Source organism: Streptomyces sp. NPDC091376 (genome assembly GCF_044757085.1).
In the GTDB taxonomy this organism is placed as follows: domain Bacteria; phylum Actinomycetota; class Actinomycetes; order Streptomycetales; family Streptomycetaceae; genus Streptomyces; species Streptomyces pratisoli.
In genome coordinates, this window is the sequence record NZ_JBIVUF010000006.1 from 218,856 (window position 1) to 234,594 (window position 15,739).

General features: G+C 70.7%; 11 protein-coding genes and 1 pseudogene. 3 read left to right on the plus strand and 9 right to left on the minus strand.

The annotated features are described in order from the left end of the window. Nucleotides 1-381: 381 nt before the first annotated feature. Nucleotides 382-1,449, plus strand: a pseudogene (locus ACIQMR_RS15325) (MFS transporter); the annotation flags it as partial. A 330-nt stretch (nt 1,450-1,779) separates the two neighbouring features. Here the strand turns inward: ACIQMR_RS15325 and rph are convergent. The 8 genes from rph to ACIQMR_RS15365 form a co-directional block, all read right to left on the minus strand. After that, nucleotides 1,780-4,377: a rifamycin-inactivating phosphotransferase gene (rph, locus tag ACIQMR_RS15330; protein ID WP_401386305.1), complete on the minus strand. Its 2,598-nt coding sequence runs from the start codon at nt 4,375-4,377 to the stop codon at nt 1,780-1,782. Nucleotides 4,378-4,889: 512 nt separating this feature from the next. Next, entirely contained in the window at nt 4,890-5,243 is a 354-nt protein-coding gene (locus ACIQMR_RS15335) for a VOC family protein (protein WP_401386308.1), read from the minus strand. Nucleotides 5,244-5,386: 143 nt separating this feature from the next. Beyond that, on the minus strand, nt 5,387-5,905 hold the full coding sequence (locus tag ACIQMR_RS15340; protein WP_401386311.1) for a hypothetical protein: 519 nt from the start codon (nt 5,903-5,905) through the stop codon (nt 5,387-5,389). A gap of 14 nt (nt 5,906-5,919) precedes the next feature. Further along, the gene (locus ACIQMR_RS15345) at nt 5,920-6,417 is read right to left on the minus strand and encodes a DUF1153 domain-containing protein (RefSeq protein WP_401386313.1); all 498 of its coding nucleotides are present in this window, start codon (nt 6,415-6,417) and stop codon (nt 5,920-5,922) included. Nucleotides 6,418-6,517: 100 nt separating this feature from the next. Next, on the minus strand, nt 6,518-6,991 hold the full coding sequence (locus ACIQMR_RS15350) for a hypothetical protein (RefSeq protein ID WP_401386316.1): 474 nt from the start codon (nt 6,989-6,991) through the stop codon (nt 6,518-6,520). Nucleotides 6,992-7,401: 410 nt separating this feature from the next. Continuing rightward, nucleotides 7,402-7,962 (minus strand): TetR/AcrR family transcriptional regulator, encoded by a 561-nt coding sequence (locus ACIQMR_RS15355; protein WP_401386318.1) that lies wholly within the window; start codon nt 7,960-7,962, stop codon nt 7,402-7,404. Between the two features lie 200 nt (nt 7,963-8,162). Further along, entirely contained in the window at nt 8,163-8,507 is a 345-nt protein-coding gene (locus ACIQMR_RS15360) for a hypothetical protein (RefSeq protein ID WP_401386321.1), read from the minus strand. A 183-nt stretch (nt 8,508-8,690) separates the two neighbouring features. Continuing rightward, complete coding sequence (locus tag ACIQMR_RS15365) at nt 8,691-10,724, minus strand: transglycosylase domain-containing protein (RefSeq protein ID WP_401386324.1); 2,034 nt, start codon at nt 10,722-10,724, stop codon at nt 8,691-8,693. Nucleotides 10,725-11,068: 344 nt separating this feature from the next. Between ACIQMR_RS15365 and ACIQMR_RS15370 the strand changes: the two genes are divergently transcribed. Continuing rightward, nucleotides 11,069-12,613 carry a glutamate synthase subunit beta gene (locus tag ACIQMR_RS15370; RefSeq protein WP_401386327.1) on the plus strand — a complete coding sequence of 515 codons (1,545 nt, stop codon included), beginning with the start codon at nt 11,069-11,071 and terminating at the stop codon, nt 12,611-12,613. A 147-nt stretch (nt 12,614-12,760) separates the two neighbouring features. On the opposite strand, the gene ACIQMR_RS15375 is transcribed toward ACIQMR_RS15370, so the two are convergent. Further along, on the minus strand, nt 12,761-14,008 hold the full coding sequence (locus ACIQMR_RS15375; RefSeq protein ID WP_401386330.1) for a 4-hydroxybenzoate 3-monooxygenase: 1,248 nt from the start codon (nt 14,006-14,008) through the stop codon (nt 12,761-12,763). 216 nt (nt 14,009-14,224) lie between these two features. Between ACIQMR_RS15375 and ACIQMR_RS15380 the strand changes: the two genes are divergently transcribed. Then, nucleotides 14,225-15,586: an FAD-dependent oxidoreductase gene (locus ACIQMR_RS15380; RefSeq protein ID WP_401386333.1), complete on the plus strand. Its 1,362-nt coding sequence runs from the start codon at nt 14,225-14,227 to the stop codon at nt 15,584-15,586. The last annotated feature ends 153 nt before the right edge of the window (nt 15,587-15,739 follow it).

Genomic DNA, 15,739 nt, shown 5'->3' on the forward strand with positions numbered 1-15,739 from the left:
TGGCACGCCTACCCACAGCAGGCTCTCCCGCCGTCCATCGGCGTCGGCGAGCCGCGGAAGACCCGCGCGGCACCTTCCTCCGGCGGGGCACCTCTTCCGCCCGCGCCGGGTTCGGCGTCGCCTGCGGGGCTCATGCGAGAGGGGGATCGGGTCGGGGAAGGCGTTGCATCGTGCGCGGTCATGGTCGCCGATGCTGCGTCCGCGATGTGATCGGACCTGGCCCGGACGATAACGAAACGGTATCTCGGCCCGGCGGCGGTCCGAGGCCCCGGGGGATACACCCCCACCACCCCCCTTAAAGCTGAGCATTCGCTTTAGGGTGCCCGCACGGGATATGCTACTTAAAGCAAAGAAACTGCTTTAGCTTGACGAAAGGAAGTCATGGACCGCGCTCCGGGAGCACTCCGGCCCCGCCGCACGCGACTGGCCAGGCGCTCATCGTTCGTCCTCGATGCCTCGATCCTGGTCGCCCTGCTGGCCGCATCAAGCGCCCCTACTCCCCTCTACGCCCTCTATCAGGACCGGTGGGGCTTCTCCTCCCTGACGCTCACCATCGTCTTCAGCGCGTACTCCCTCGCCATGCTGCTCGCCCTGCTGGTGACCGGTTCCCTCTCGGACCACCTCGGCCGCCGCCCGGTCCTGCTGGGCGCGCTCACCGTCGAGGCCACGGCCATGGCGCTGATCGCCACAGCCGGTGGCGTCGGCCAGCTGCTCCTCGCCCGTGTGCTGCAGGGCCTCGCGACCGGCATCGCGACCAGTGCCGTGGGCGCGGCGCTGCTCGACCTGGAGCATCCGGGGCGGGCCGGCAGGGCCGCCCTCACCAACAGCGTCGCCCCCATGGCCGGCATGGCCCTCGGCGTCCTCGGCTCGACGTTCCTGGTCCAGTTCGTCCCAGCGCCCGGCCCGACGGCCCATCTGACGCTGCTGGGCGTATTCGTACTTCAGGCTCTCGCCCTGACCCTCACTTCCGAGACCGCCGGGCGCCGGCCCGGAGCGCTGCGCTCACTGCGCCCCGCGGTCAGGGTGCCGGCATCCGCGCGCCGGGCGATGCTCGTCGCGGCACCCAGTGTGGTGGCGGTCTGGTCCCTCGGCGGATTCTCCTCGTCCCTGGGTCCGGGGCTGGCCCGGCTGATGGACCCGGAGGCCCCGCAGGCCGTCGGAGGCCTCCTCTTCTTCACGTTGACGGCGAGCGCGGTCGTGTCCGTATGGGCCGTGGGCCGCCTGACCGCCACCACGCCCCTGTCGCTCGGGGCCGCAGCGGTGCTCCCCGGTGTCGGTCTGATCCTGCTCAGCCTCCAGATGAACAGCCTGGTCGCGCTGTTCGTGGGTACGGCCCTGTCCGGTGCCGGCTTCGGCGCGGTGTCCCAGGGAGCGCTGCGCACCGTTCTGGCCGGCGTCGCCACCGCGGACCGCGCGAGCACACTGGCCGCCTACTACGTGCTGAGCTATCTCGCCATGAGCCTGCCTGCCGTACTGGCCGGCCTGCTGACCGTGCGCCACGGACTGTTCACCACCACGCTGGTCTTCGGCGCCGCGGTGGCCGCCGTGGGCCTGACCGCTCTGGTGGTGAGCCTGAGGGCTGGGCGCACATGGACCCGGCAGACCTCGGCGGTCGTGGCCTCCCACCCGGGGGCGCGCACGAGCACCACCTCCGTACGGCCCGTACCACTCCCCTCCCTCACGCCGTCCCTCACGCCCTCCCTTACGACCTCAGCCGGTCGTCCACTGCCGGGCGTTGTCCGGTCGGAAGCCACGGACGAGGCTGCTCGGTGTGCCCGGTCACGGCAGGATCTCGACGTACCCGTCGGTTCCGTGCACACGGATCCGCTGCCCGTCCCGGATCAGCCGGGTGGCCTGCTCCACGCCCACGACCGCCGGCAGGCCGTACTCCCGGGCGATCACTGCCCCATGGGTCATCAGGCCGCCCACCTCCGTCACCAGCCCCGCGATTCCGACGAACAGCGGCGACCAGCTGGGGTCCGTGAAGGGCGTGATCAGGATGTCGCCCGCTTCGAGATCGGCATCCGCCATGTCAAGGATGACGCGGGCTCTTCCCTCGACGGTCCCGGCGGACACCGGTAGGCCGGTCAGGGCGCCGGCCGGCACGTCGTCGCGCCGGTACGTCCCGGTGACGGCCTCGCCGTCCGAGGTGAGCACCCGGGGCGGTGTGAGCGCGTGGTACGACCGGAACGCGTCCTTGCGCTGCTGGATGAGCCGGTGATCCACCTGCTGGGAGCGCACGACGTCGTGGAGTTCCTGGAACGTGAGGTAGAAGGCGTCCTCCTTCTCGGCAAGCACGTCGGCCTGCACGAGGCGCTCGGCCTCCTCCAGCAGGGCCCGCTTGTAGACGAAGTAGCGGCTGACGATGCCGTACTTCGGGTACTCCCGGTACCCGATGAAGGTTCTGACCCGGTCGATCATCCGCTTGGCCTCGTCGGCCTTGCGGTCGCCGTCCGGCAGGGCCCGCAGACGTGACAGCACGTCCTGTTCCTTCTGCTGTGCCTTCTGCCGCCCTTGCTCGAAGCGCCGCCCGGCGGCGCCGGGCTCGAAGTTCCTGACGTTGTCGAGGATGACGGGCACGAGCGTGGTGGGGCGCTCGCGCCAGCGTGGCCTCGTGATGTCGATCTCGCCGACGCAGCGCATGCCGTACCGGTCGAGGTAGGTCTCCATGGCGTCGCGCGCTTCGGCCCCGCCCGCGAGCTTCGCCAGCTCGTCCAGGAAGCCGTCGTCCTCGACGCCCCGCAGGAACGCCACCACCTCCGGGTGCGGGCGGATCACGTCCGCGACGTCGAGCAGCGCCAGTCCCATCTCCGACGTGACGTTGTCGGGGGCGGACAGCGTCAGTGTGTCAGCCGCGTTCTTCTCGCCCAGCCACTCCTGCAGCTTGTCGTTGAGCCACCACGTGGCCTCCATCCCCGCCATGATCGCCTGAAGGCTCAGCGGATCGCCGAGTACCCGCTTGTGCTCCTCGAAGGCCTCCAGCAGGAAGTCGAAGAGCGCCGGTCCGGTCTTCGTCCGGATGTCGCGCTCGAGGGCGGCGACGGACACCTGACTGCGCTCGATCAGCGCGGTGACGACGGCCGGATCGGTCTCGACGGGTCCCGGCGGGCCGCCGGCCGGCGGCCCGCCGGGACCCGCGTCCGGGAGCGACGGGACGAAACCGTCGCGGTCGAGGACGGTCTCCAGAGCGTCCCTGATCAGCGGATCGCCTTTGCCCAAGGCGTCCAGGAGGCCGGCGCGGCTCGCGGGCGAGGCCAGGCGCCGGGTGACGTCGACGAACAGCCGTCCGCCGGCCTCCTGCATCGGCACCATGGCCGTCAGCTGCCACATGGAGAACCCGAGCGGCTTCATGGGGTCGGTCATCATCTGCCCATGACCGACGGAGACGTAGACGTGATTCTCCTGGTCGCCGGACTCGGGGATGGGGAACAGTGTCGTGATCGGCCGACTCTGCACGATCTGGAAGCCGTCATCGGCCAGGCACCATTCGATGTCCTGCGGGCGGCCGAAGTGCGCTTCGATCCGTCGCCCGAGCTGCACGAGCCGCACGACCTGCGCATCCGTCAGCGCGGGCTGCTCCTGCCGCTGCGAGTCGATCGCCACTTCCCGCGTGCCGCCGGCCGGCAGGGCGTGAACGGCACGCTGTTTGGCGGAGATCGTCCTGGCGACGACTTCGCCGTCTCGCACCGCGAAGACGTCGGGGTTCACCAGTCCGGAGACGAGGGCCTCGCCGAGTCCGAAGCCGGCGTCCACCGTGGCGACCTTACGGTTGCCCGTGACGGGGTCGGCCGTGAACAGGATGCCGGCCGCATGCGAGAAGACCATCCGCTGCACGACCACGGCCATGTGGACCGTACGGTGGTCGATGCCGTTGCGCCGGCGGTAGATCACGGCCCGCTCGGTGAACAGCGAGGCCCAGCACCGGCTGATGTGCTGGAGGATCGCCGTCGGCCCCACGACGTTCAGGTACGTGTCCTGCTGGCCGGCGAAGGAGGCCGTCGGCAGGTCCTCGGCCGTCGCGCTGGACCGGATGGCGCAGGCGGCTTGCTCGCCGAGCCGGCCGAGCGCGCCGGTGATCGCCACCGCGAGATCGCCCGGCATGGCGATCCCTTCGATGGTCCGACGAATCTGCGCGCTGAGCGTGCGGATCGCCTCCCGGTCGTCCGGGTTCAAGCGCGCCAACTGATCGAGCAGACCGCCGATCGACGGCGCCTCCTCCATGACCCGCCGGAAGGCGTCCGTCGTCACACAGAAGCCACCCGGTACGCGGATGCCGTCGATCCGCGTCAGCACGCCCAGATGCGCGCCCTTGCCGCCGACGAGCGCGACCTTCGTCCCGTCGACCTCTTGAAGATCCAACACGTACTGCTCAGTCACTGCGATACCTCCGAGGCAGCCGCGCTCCGTTGCCCTGCGGTGGCCGATCGACTCACCGGCCCCTCCGACTCCGCCGAACCTCTTGTCGAGCACGTCCTCATCCCTGGTTGCTTCCCTCTGCCGGTCCCACGACTGGTTCGACGTCACCGCGTCCTCCATACGTGGACAACAACGCACGCACGCCGGTGTCCCTGTTTCCGCAGGTTGTCGGCACCGAGCGACGATTCTGCGCCGTGACCCGGGTCTTGCGGCAAGCCCCCCGACGCGCTATAAGTTGAGAGTGGCGAGGAGAAGGTTCTCCTCGCCTCTGCCTTTTCAGGCGGATGTCCTATCGGTCTACGGACGCGGCCGCGGAATCAGAGAACGCCTGCGCCCCGGCGCCCATCTGCGCTCCACCGAGGTGGACGGGCTGCTGCCGAATCCCCACCGACGAAGTGCGGGGCCCGCGACTCGCGGGCCCCGCACCATGGTCAAGCCGGCGATGAGCGTTGTTCGAGAGCAAGTCGGTCCGGTTACGGACGCCGCTCGCCAAGGACACAGAACTCGTTGCCTTCGGGGTCGGCCAGGACAACCCACGGTTGGTCGCCCTGGCCGATGTCGACGCGCTGTGCGCCGTGGGCCACAAGACGAGCGACCTCGGCGTCCTGATCATCAGGCCTGAAGTCGAGATGCAGTCGGCTCTTCGCCGTCTTCTTCTCGTCGACCCGGACGAAGTCCAACCCCGGCAGGCGATCCGGCGACGGGCGGATCTCGAACTCGTCGTCAGAGGAGTGGACCACCACCCAGCCAAGAGCCTCGGCCCACCACCGGCCCAACGTCACGGGATCTACCGAGTGAACGATTACCTGTTCCCATTCCAAGGTCATCCGCCGAGGTTAGACCTGCGCTTCGCGGCTCGGCAAGGCGGAACTCACCGTGTTACGGGCGTGGTTCGGAGGGCCGATGACATGGGCCGGAACGCCCGCCCTCACATCACCACGGCCTCGTGGGGGACGGCCGGCCAGCGGCCTCAATCCGTCCTGCAGCCGATACCGACGCAGACACCTCCGTCACCACCGCGGCCGCCGTCTCCGCCGGCGCCGCTGCCGGCCGTGTCTCCACCGTTGCCGCCGGCGCCGCCGTTCGCGCTGCCCCTGCAGATCCCGGCGCAGATGCCGCCCTTGCCGCCGTTCGTGCCGTCACGGCCCGGCCCGCCGGTCGTGCCGTTGCCGCCGTTGGCACTGCCGTTGCACAGGCCGGCGCAAATGCCGCCACGGGTACCGCCGTTGGAGCCGCTGGTGCCGTTGGCGCTCCCGTTGCAGTTCCCCGCGCATATCCGGTCGCCGACGCGCAGGCTTCCCTCGCCGACGGTGACTCGGCCCGGTTTCGCCTCGTCGTCGTCTTCGGTCGGCAGATTCCGGGCCGTCGACACCGCCGCGGTGGGCTGCGAGGTGGGCGCCGCCATCGCCGTGGGCGCCAGCACGGCACCGCCGATCACGGCAGCCGAGGCGATGAGGCCGATTCCGCGTGTCCAAGAGTTCCCACGCATGCGATTCTCCGTCTCTACGCGGTGAAGGGGTCCGGTCCGAACAACGCGGACCAGGCGTCGTCATTCAGGAACTGTCGCTTCCAGGTGTCGACCTCGTCCTCGGGAATCCGGTACTTCTCCGCGACCTCGGCTCGCGTCGTTTCTCCCGACAGCACGGCGAGCACGATCCACGCCTTGTCGGTCTCCGACAGTTCGCCCTGCGGCTTGTCCGGCAGGTCTCCGATACGGAAGCAACCGGAGGCGCCGGTGCGGCCGGGCTGACCGGGCTCGCCGGGCTCACCCGGTTGGCCGGGCTCGCCGCCGCGGCCTCCCTCACCGCCTTCCCCGCCCCTGCCGCCTTCTCCACCACTGCCGCACTTCGCAAGACGATCGAGCAGCTCATCGGGGCCGGCCGAGAGGCTCATGCCTGCCGCGGCGCCCTGAGAGGGCTGCGCGACGCATGCCGTGCCGGTGGCAAGGGCCACCGAGGCCACCGCCAGGACGAGCGAACGCTGCCACCAACTACTGGACATCAGGATTCTCCACTTTCATCACATGAGGTCAGGGGTCTGTACGGGGGTCCGGGGGTGAAGGCCGTGACGACCTCCACCCCCGGCCGTCGGCATCCGACGGTCAGAAGATGCCGAAACCTCCGGCACCACCGGTGCCACCCGCGCCACCGGGGCCGAAGAAGCTGAAGCCTCCGGCACCGCCTTCGCCGCCGGGGCCTCCGTCGCCGAACAGGCTGTTCCCGCCGCCGCCACCGGAGCCACCGCCACCGCCCTCGCCGGTGACACTGCTGCCACCGCCGCCACCGGAGCCACCACCGCCGGCATTGCCGGTGACACTGCTGCCACCTCTGCCACCACCGCCGCCGTCGCCACCGTCACCTGTGACACTGGTGCCGCCGCCTCCGCCTCCACCACCGCCACCGCCGGGCCCGGTGACGCTGCTGCCTCCCCGGCCCCCGGTGCCACCGTCGCCACCGTCACCGGTGACGCTGCCACCGCCGGAGCCACCGGCACCGCCGGAACCACCGGGGCCGGTGAGACTGCCGCCGCCCGCACCACCTGCGCCGCCGGCGCCGCCGTCGGCGACAAGACCCACGACGGGGGTACTGGGAACCGCGGCGGATGCAGGAAGAACGACACCCCCGGAGAACACCGCAGCCGAAGCGGCGATCACCACGAGACGAAAGCGCCGCCGGCTCGGCCGGAGCGCGTTGTGAGAATGAATGATGCGAGTCATGGACTTTCCCTTCGACGTGCACAGAGGCTGCTGAGGCCCCCGGAATCCCGGGGCGAGAACCGACGGACCCGTTTCGGGGAATCCGTCTCGATGCGCCGCCCCGTCACCATCACGCGAGGCCCGCAGCACCAGTACGCCCCCGTTCCCACAGCGCCGTCACGTACCGGAAAAGCGGGACTTGACAGCAGTGGGCACACGCTCTACAAGGCGTGCGGAAGCTCGGCCGATCCGGCTCACGTGCGAAGGCGTTGCGGGTCGCTGCGCTGGAACTACTGCCCGCGGTCGAACAGCATCCTGATCACCGGTCGCGCCGCCGCCTCGGGGTCGTCACCGAGGTCCGGCGGCAGGGCTCCGGCCAGCCACAGCGTGGCGAAGCCGTGCACGATCGACCAGGCGGCCACGGGCGCGTACGAAGATTCGCCGCGCTTCGCCGACAGGCGGCCGAGCCCGCCCTCCAGGGCCTCCCGGACCCGGTCGCGCGAGGCAAGAACGTCGGGCGCGTCGGCGTGGTAGAGGCTCGGCTGGAACATCACCTCGAAGTGGGCCCGGTGCCTCACGGCGAAGTCCACGTAGGCCACGCCCACGTCCAGCAGTTCGTCCCCGGCGTCCTGGAGGGCCTCTGCCAGGAGCTCGAAGCCCTCGCAGGCCACGGCGGTGAGCAGTCCGGCCTTGTCGCCGAAGTGGTGCTGCGGTGCGGCGTGGGAGACGCCCGTGCGGCGAGCCAGCTCGCGCAGGCTCATCGCGCCCGGGCCGTTCTCGGCGATCGCGTCGACCGCGGCGTCCATGAACGCCTTGCGCAGGTCGCCGTGGTGGTAGGGCTGACGCCTCATCACCGACCCCCCGTCCCGCCTTCGCCGAGTCACCGCACCTCACATATCTTTCCATTGTAAAGCCGTGCGCCGGGACACTCCTGGCGGCACACACGAGCGCGCCCGCGGCCGCCATTGCGACCGCGGGCGCGCCTGCGGTGAACCGGGTTCCGCTCTCCGTGACTCCGCGTGGCCGAGCACCGTCCGGCCGCGGGGACCGGTCAACAGGCGCGGGCCGGCCTCGGGCCCGCGACGGTGATCCAGCGCAGGACGGTCGCGACCGTCCTGTCGTCCAGCGCGCACAGGATGTTGATGGCGTCCAGATCACCGGGCCGCGGGGCGACGCCCGTCGTGGTCAGGGCCGAGTGCAGGTCCAGACGGCGCCTGTCGTGCGCCGCGAGCGGAATCGGCAGCCGCTCCTCCTGCTCCGGCGGCAGGAGATCGTCCTCGTCGCGCGACATCGCGGAGTACAGCCCGTCGGAGTCACGCGCGCCGGGGAACCGATACGGGTCGATCCCCGCGTCCGACAGCACCGACGACAGCGAAAGAAGGGGCTCAGCGGTCATGGAAGCCTCCAGGGTTGCGTCACTGACACCACTGAGGGCGCATCGTGAGCCGGGGCGGTTCCGCCGCGTCCGCTACGTCACTCGTTCGCCCCCAAAACCACGTCATCACACCGGCCCCGGCCGGCGAGGGTCGCGCTCCCTCGGAAGAACCCGCTTCACTGCCGTGCGGCACCGGTCGACCTGCTACGCGGCTCCCGTGGAGGTGGGTGCCGGCTCCGCGGGCGCGTCGTCGGACCTGGGCGGGGAGATCTTCGTCATGTAGTCCGACCAGATCCTGGCCGGGAAGACACTTCCGCGCAGGGTGTCCTTCCCGCCCGTGCCCGCCATGGGGAGCAGGGGCTTGCCGGGCTGGGAGCGGAACATCGTCACGGCGGTGGACAGGTTCTCGGTGTAACCGGCGAACCACGCGGCGCGCTGGGTGTCGTTACGGCCGGTCGAGGCTCCGGAGAAGGGGCCGAGGGTCGCCATCGCCGATGCCGCCTCGGTGCCGAGGGCCGCGTCCCGGAGGACCGAGGTGATGCCGACGGCCACCTCCGGGTCCATGACGCGCCGCGCCGGCGGAGCTCCGAGGCCGGCGACGGGTTCGTCGCCCAGGAGCACCTTGGTGACGGAGTACGGTTCGTGCCGCGTGCCCTCGCTCGCGAAGGTCGCGTACGAGCCGGCCAGCCGGATCGCGCTCGGCGAGGAGGTGCCCAGGGGGAACTCCTTGGTGCGGGGCGCCATGCTGCTCCTGAGCATCCCGGCTCCCACGGCCATGTCCTCCACGCGCGCCAGCCCCGTGGCCGAACCGAGGCGCAGGAACGTCGAGTTGGCGGAGGCGGCCATCGCCTCCCGCAGGGTCGGGAAACGGCCGGTGCGGGCCGGCGGGAAGATGAACGTGCCGTCGGCCCGCACCGGCGGCAGGTCCGCGGTCAGCCTTCCCTTCTCGTCGAAGCGGCTCTCGGTGGAGACGCGTTGCACGGAGCCGTCCTCGGCCACGGCACCGTGCTGCAGCGCGGCGGCGAGGACGAAGGGCTTGAAGACCGAGCCCGCGGGGACGCCGGATGTGTCGGCGTTGTTGGTGAAGTACGTGGTCGCGTCGGGGCCGCCGTAGACGGCGACGATGGCGCCGTCGTCCGGTCGTACGGAGGCGGCGCCGACCTGGACGTACCGATCGGCCTCCCTGGTCTTGGGCTTGATGTCGCGGCTGAGGACGGCTTGGACGGAGCGTTCGAGCTGCTGGACCGCGGCCTTGTCGAAGGTGGTGTGGATCTGGTAGCCGCCCCGGTCGAGGTCGGCGTCGGTCAGCTTCGTCTGCTTCTTGACGTAGCGCTTGGCGATGTCGACGAGGTATCCGGTCTGGCCGCTCAGATTGGTGGACTTGGACTGCTGACGGGGCGCCGGGAATGTCTTGTAGCGCGCGCGTTCCTGCGGGCTCATCAGGCCCAGGTCGACCTGGCGGTCCAGGATCCAGGACCAGCGTTCGACCGCGCGGCGGCGGTTGTTCTCGCCGACCGCGGGGTCGTAGTCGTTGCCGCCCTTCAACAGTGCGGCGAGGAAGGCACTCTGACTGGGGTTCAGCTTGTCCACGCCGACGCCGTAGTAGGCGTTGGCGGCGGCCTGGATGCCGTACGCACCGCGGCCGAACCAGCTGGTGTTGAGGTAGCCCTGCAGGATCTCGTCCTTGGACTTGCGGTTGTCGATCTTCAGGGCGATGCAGAACTCCTGCACCTTGCGCGACAGTGTCTGGTCCTGCGACAGGTAGGTGTTCTTCACGTACTGCTGGGTGATGGTGGAGCCGCCCTGGGTCTCCTGACCGCGGGCCATGTTGGCGACGGCGCGGGCGAGTCCGGAGAAGGAGACTCCGGAGTCGGAGTAGAAGGTGGCGTTCTCCGCCGCGATGGCGGCGTTGCGGACGGAGACGGGGATCTTCGCGAGCGGCACGTTCTGCCGGTTCACGGCGCCCACGCTCACCATCTGGCTGCCGTCGGCCCAGTAGTAGACATTGGCTTCCTGGCGCGCCGCGGCGTTCTCGCTGGGAACGTCGACGTAGGCGTAGACGGCGGCGAAGAGGGCCACAAGCCCGCCGACGATCGTCGTGAGGGTGCCGAGGAGCAGTTTCCACGAGGGGAGCCAGCGGCGGACCCCCTCTCTGCCCTGCCGCGGGTAGTCGACCAGTCGTCGGCGCTTCGTGCCTCGCCCGCGGCGCGAGCGGGGCGGTGTGGTGTCTTCGCTCATGTACGGCTGCTCCTCGGTCGGGCCCCGCGCGCGCACCAGCGGCGGCGCGCGGATCTCACCTGGCAATACGGTGAGTGAGGCGACCGCGTTGCCTGCCCTCGCTGTGAAGGACGGCACGGTGCCGTGGGGGAACCGGGCGGCCCGTTTCACCCTCGCGCGGTTACCGGCGAGTCAGATCGCGTCGGGCCGGGCCGGGCCGAGTCAGCTCGCATGGGGCCGGGCCTGCCGGGCCGGTGAGCGGTGGCGGAGCCTCGGGTTCCCGGCGCACCACGGAGCCCTGCGCAGCAGGCGTACGCTGGTCGGAACGTCGTTAATCCACTGCGAGTGAGCGACGGAGGCGGCGCATGACCGACCCACGCGGCTTCCTCAGGATCCCCCGGCGATCCGTGCCGCCGCGCCCCGTCGAGGCACGGCTCGACGACTGGCGCGAGGTCTACGCGGGGCAGGCGCTGCTGCCTCTCGTGTCCGAGCAGGCGACGCGCTGCATGGACTGCGGCGTGCCCTTCTGCCACAGCGGTTGCCCGCTGGGCAATCTCATCCCGGAGTGGAACGCGTACGCGTCGAGGGGCGACTGGCAGGCTGCGGCCGAGCGGCTGCACGCGACGAACAACTTCCCCGAGTTCACCGGGCGGCTGTGCCCTGCGCCGTGCGAGGACGCCTGTGTGCTGGCGATCAACGCCGATCCCGTGACGATCAAGAACGTCGAGCAGACCATCGCCGATGAGGCCTGGGAGCGCGGGTACACGCCGCCGCAGCCGCCGGACCGGCTGAGCGGCAAGACCGTCGCCGTCATCGGTTCGGGACCCGCCGGGCTGGCGGCGGCGCAGCAGCTCACGCGGATCGGTCACACCGTGGTCGTCTACGAGCGCGCGGACCGGATAGGGGGACTGCTGCGGTACGGCATTCCCGAGTTCAAGATGGAGAAGTGCCATCTGAACCGCCGTCTCGAGCAGATGCGGGAAGAGGGCACCAAGTTCCGCACGGGTGTCGACGTCGGCACCGATGTCGACGCCGCCGAGCTGCGCAGGCGTCATGACGCGGTGATCGTCGCGGTGGGCGCGACGGAGCGCCGCGAACTGCCCGTAGCGGGTCGGGAGCTGCAGGGCGTCCACCAGGCGATGGACTATCTGACCCTCGCCAACCGCGTCCAGGAGGGCGACTACGGCTCGCCACCGATCACCGCCGAGGGCAAGCACGCCGTGATCATCGGTGGTGGGGACACCGCTTCGGACTGTCTGGGCACCGTCCTGCGGCAGGGCGCGGTGTCGGCGGTGCAGCTGGACATCAATCCGGAGCCGGGCGAGGCGCGGCCGGACGGCCAGCCCTGGCCGGTGACGCATCCCAAGGTCTACCGGATCTCCCATGCGCATGCGGAGGCCAGGGGCCGCGAAGGGACGGATCCCCGGCTGTTCTCGTCCGCCACCCTTCACTTCGAAGGGGACGCGGCGGGTCATGTGAGCGCGCTGTGCCTGACGGAGGTGGAGCCCGCGGCGCGAAGTCCGCTGCCGGACACCGAGCGGGTGCTGCCCGCGGAGCTGGTCCTGCTCGCCCTCGGCTTCTCCGGGCCCGAGCGGGGTTCCGGGCTGATGCGGCAGCTCGGGCTCGGGCTGGACGACCGGGGGAACTTCGCCCGGGACACCGGCTTCGCGGCCGCACCGGCCGCACCGGTGGCCGGGCGGGCGGCGCTGGACGGCCTGGAGGGGCAGGCGGCGCGCCGGGCCCGTACCGACGGCGTGTTCATCGCGGGTGACGCGGGGCGCGGTCAGTCCCTGGTGGTGTGGGCCATCGCGGAGGGGCGGGCCGCGGCGGCGGCGACGGATCGCTATCTGACCGGTTCGACCGTCCTGCCGTTTCCGATCGCCTCGACCGACCGGCCCATGGTGGCGTGACGGGCGCGGCACAGGGGGTGCCAGTCGGCAGCCGGGCGTGGGTCCGCGGCAGTTCAGGCGTGCGAGGGCCTCACGGCAGGCAGGCGTACGTGGGGCTCGGCCGGACGTCGTGCGAAGGTCCGGTCAGAGGTCCGCCCGAAGGTCCGGTCAGCAGTCGATCTCCTTGCCGATGTACAGCTCGGCGAAGGCGACCGCCGCGGCCGGCGATTCGAAGATCCGCCGCAGCCGTGCGGTCGCGGCGCCCGCGCGGAACGGGTCGCCCGACGAGGCACCGTGCAGCACGTCCGAGAGCCACTGCGAGAACTCCTGGTACTGCCATACGCGCCGCAGGCTCGACGCCGAGTACTCGCTCAGCCCTGTGCTGTCGCCCGTGGCGCAGTAGGCGACGAGCGCGTCGCCGAGCAGCAGGGCATCGTACAGGGCGAGGTTCATGCCCTTCGCGGCGATCGGCGCGGCCAGGTGGGCCGCGTCGCCGGCGAGATGGAGCCGGCCGTACGCCATCGGTTCCACGACGTAGTTGTGCATGTCCAGCACCCGCTTCTCGATCAGCCGGCCCTCGGTGAGCGGCGGGGCCCCGTCCGCCGACAGCCGGTGGCGCAGCTCCGACCACACGCGTTCATGCGGCCAGTTCTCCGGGTCGTCGCCGGGCGGGCATTCGAGGTAGTAGCGGGTCACCTGGGGGCTTCGTGCCATGTGGGCGGCGAAGCCGCGCGGATGGACGCCGAAGACGACGCAGTCGCTGGACGGAGGTGCTTCGGCGAGGAGGGCCAGCCAGCCGACGCCGTAGTCGTGCCGGGCGACGGTGGAGTGCTCGGACGGCATGTACGTGCGTGTCACTCCGCGTGCGCCGTCGCAGCCGGCGATGACGTCGCAGTCGAGGTGTCGCCGCTCGCCCGTCTCCGGGTCGGTGTACGACACCGAGGGCCGGTCGGTGTCGATGTCGTGCAGTGCGACGTTCCGTACGCCGAAGCGGATGTCGCCGCCCGCGTCGTCCGCGTACGCCCGCACCAGGTCGGTCACCAACAGGGGCTGCGGGTAGACGAAGTGACGCCGGCCCGACAGTTCGCCGTAGGGGAACCGGTGTCGCCGACCGGAGAAGCGGAACTCGAACTCGCCGTGTGCCTCGGCGTGTTCCAGGAGGCGGTCGGCCAGTCCGCGCCGCTCCAGGGCGCGCACCGCCCATTCCTCGATGAAGCCGGCGCGGGGCCGCTGTTCGATGAACGGGCGGGTCTCGGTTTCCAGGACCACACAGTCGACGGCGGCGGTGCGCAGGATGTTGGCGACGGTGAGTCCGGCGGGTCCTGCGCCCACGATGACGACGCGAGTACGCCGTGACGTGGCCGAGGCGGACGAGGACGCCGTGGAGTGCGGGGAGGGTGGTGAGGCGGGAGTCACCCCGCCATTATGACGGTGCTCAGTCAAGAGTCAGGGCCGTCTCCGGCGGCGCGCCGGCCGGGCCGACGACCGAAAACGGAATCCTCGTCAAGGCACCCTTTGAGATGTCATAAGCCCGGCTTATGAGGTCATAGACGGGGACCTGGTGTTTGAGCAGGCATTCCTCCTGCGAGGATGGCGGTCGAGACCGCCGTTGTCGCTCGAAGGGAATCACTCATGCCCCGCCCCCTGCGGGTAGCTGTCGTCGGAGCCGGACCCGCCGGGATCTACGCCGCCGACGCGCTGCTGAAGTCCGAGGCCGCCGCCGACCCCGGCGTGTCCATCGACCTCTTCGAGCGGCTGCCCGCCCCGTTCGGGCTGATCCGGTACGGCGTCGCCCCCGACCACCCACGGATCAAGGGCATCATCACCGCCCTCCACCAGGTGCTCGACAAGCCGCAGATACGGTTGTTCGGAAACGTCGACTACCCGAACGACATCGGCCTGGACGATCTTCACGAGTTCTACGACGCGGTGATCTTCTCCACGGGCGCGAACGCCGACCGCGCGCTCGACATACCCGGCATCGGCCTCGACGGCTCGTACGGCGCGGCCGACTTCGTGTCCTGGTACGCCGGCCACCCGGACGTGCCCCGCACCTGGCCGCTGGAGGCCGAGAAGGTCGCCGTACTCGGCGTCGGCAATGTCGCGCTCGACGTGGCGCGCATCCTCGCCAAGACGGCCGACGAGCTGCTGCCGACCGAGATCCCGCCGAACGTCCACGCCGGGCTCGCCGCCAACAAGGCGCTCGAGGTGCACGTCTTCGGACGGCGCGGGCCGGCTCAGGCCAAGTTCAGCCCCATGGAGCTGCGCGAGCTCGACCACTCCCCCAGCATCGAGGTCATCGTCAACCCCGAGGACATCGACTACGACGACGGCTCCATCGCCACGCGCCGCGCCAACAAGCAGGCGGACATGGTCGCGAAGACGCTGGAGAACTGGGCGATCCGCGACACCGGCGACCGGCCGCACAAGCTGTTCCTGCACTTCTTCGAGTCCCCCACCGAAGTCGTCGGCGAGGACGGCAGGGTGACGGGTCTGCGCACGGAACGGACCGCGCTCGACGGCACGGGCAACGTCGAGGGCACCGGCGAGTTCCGCACCTGGGACGTACAGGCGGTCTACCGGGCGGTCGGCTATCTCTCCGAGGAACTCCCCAAGCTGCCCTTCGACCTCGACACCGGCACGGTGCCCCACGAGGCCGGACGCGTCATGGAGAGCGGCGAACACATGCAGTCGACGTACGTCACCGGCTGGATCAAGCGCGGCCCCGTCGGCCTCATCGGCCACACCAAGGGCGACGCCAACGAGACGGTCGCGAGCCTGCTGGACGACCACGGCAGCGGCCGTCTGCGCACGCCGTCCGCGCCCGACCCCGAGGCGGTCGTGGCGTTCCTCGACCGCACGAACGTCCGTTACACGACGTGGCAGGGCTGGTACCGGCTGGACGAGGCGGAGCGCGCGCTCGGGACGGCCGAGGACCGCGAGCGCGTCAAGATCGTCGACCGCGAGGGAATGCTGCGGGCGAGCGGGGCCTGACGCTCGGCGCCACCTGGCACGCGCCGGCGGCTCCGGCCGCCGTACGTCCTGACGCGGCCCCAGCATCCTGACCTGTACGCCTGGATCCCGACCTGCGCGTCCGGATCCTGACCTGTACGTCCTGACGCCGCCCGGCTGCGGCGTCAGGACGGC